We start from the raw sequence: 1,761 nt of genomic DNA, 5'->3' as shown, positions 1-1,761 counted from the left end.
TGGCGCGGGGGCGGCGGCGTCCGGCAAGCGGTTCGTCGCTGGCGTGACGTCCACGCTGCGCACGGGCAAGGCGGTGCGGCCACCCAACTGGAATACCGCCACCACGCTCTCCAGCTTTTCGGCCTGACCTTGCAGGGCCTGGGCCGCAGCGGCAGCTTCTTCCACCAGCGCGGCATTCTGCTGGGTGCCCTGGTCCATCTGCGAGATGGCCTGGTTGACCTGGGAAATGCCGGCACTCTGTTCCACGCTGGCGTCGGCGATGTTGGCCACGATCTGGGTCACGCGCTGCACGCTGTCGACGATTTCGCTCATGGTGCTGCCGGCCTGCTCGACCAGCTTGCTGCCGCTACCGACCTTGTCCACCGAATCATCGATCAATTCCTTGATTTCCTTGGCAGCGGCCGCCGAGCGCTGCGCCAGCGAACGCACTTCCGAGGCCACCACGGCAAAGCCACGGCCCTGCTCGCCGGCACGGGCGGCTTCCACTGCTGCATTCAAGGCCAGAATATTGGTCTGGAACGCGATGCCATCGATGACGGCGATGATATCGACGATCTTGCGCGAGGAATGATTGATGGAATTCATGGTATCGACCACCTGACGCACCACGTCGCCGCCTTGGGAAGCGATGTGCGAAGCCGATTGCGCCAGTTCGTTGGCCTGGCGCGCATTCTCGGTGTTTTGCAGCACCACCGAAGTCAGTTGCTCCAGGCTGGAGGCACTCTCTTCCAACGCTGCGGCCTGCTGCTCGGTGCGTGCCGACAGGTCGGCATTACCGGCAGCGATCTGGCGGGCTGCCACGGTGACCGAATCGGTGGAGCTACGGGTGGTGGAGACCACCTCGACGATGCGCGCCAGCAGCTTGTTGAAAGCAGCGGCAGTGTGGCCGATCTCATCCATGCGCTCCACGGNCACCGGGCGCGACAGGTCCAGGGTCTGGCTGACGTGTTCGAAGGTCTGCTGGATGCGGCCCAGGCTATGGATCACGATGCGCAGCATCTGGATGCCCAGCACGCCCGTGAGCAGCACCGCCACCACGATCACGGCGATCATGGTACGCAGGGCGAAGGCATGGGCTTCATCGCTTTCCTGCTTGATGGCGTCGATCTTCTTGCGACCGATCCGGATGTGATCTTCAAAACCCTTCTTGGTGGCGGCCGCCGAGACTGCCAACGGTGTACCCGGCTGCAAAGTGGCGCGCACACCGTTCATGTCGTTGGCATAGGCGGCGGCGAAGAACGGCACCAAGGCCTTGCGGTAGACTTCGATATTGGCCCGGTCGGCCTGGATCAGGGCCCGATCCTGGTCATCGAAGATGAGATCGCGTTCATAGTGGGCGAACTCTTCATCGAGCGACTTGTTGGCGGCATCGACCGCCTTTTGCAATTCGCTCTTGTCGGCCAGGTTGGCAAAGACCGAGAGACGATAAGCGGCCAGACGCGAATCGGCCAGGTAGCTATTGAGCTGGTTCAGGCTGTCCATGCCGGGGATGATGCGGTTCTGGATCAGTTCCAGCCGCTGCTGCGCACGTTGCAGCTGCCACAGGCCGTCGGCACCGACGAACAGCAGCGCCAGCAAGGCTGTCGAGAGAGTGAGAATGAGGCGCTTGGTAATGGTCATGATTGAAAATCCACCGATGAAAATGAAGGGTCGCACCATACGCTAGTGCATCGACCCAGGAAAGACGCTGCCCCGCATACCGGGGACAAAAGCCGGACCTGAAGCCGAGACGCACGAGGAGCAACGCATTTTCATGGCGCC

At 62.3% G+C, this 1,761-nt stretch carries 1 protein-coding gene; it reads right to left on the bottom strand.

Annotation, left to right across the window (positions count from 1 at the left end; all coding sequences use genetic code 11):
• Positions 1-1,620: methyl-accepting chemotaxis protein (locus I5W_RS09550; protein WP_252716968.1), on the bottom strand; the 1,620-nt coding region annotated here is incomplete at its 3' end.
• Positions 1,621-1,761: the final 141 nt, after the last annotated feature.

Origin of the sequence: Herbaspirillum sp. B65 (genome assembly GCF_000333555.1) — a bacterium.
Classification (GTDB): Bacteria; Pseudomonadota; Gammaproteobacteria; order Burkholderiales; family Burkholderiaceae_D; genus Herbaspirillum; species Herbaspirillum rubrisubalbicans.
The sequence above is the reverse complement of the archived record's forward strand: the minus strand, read 5'-3'. Positions and strand labels throughout refer to the sequence as shown.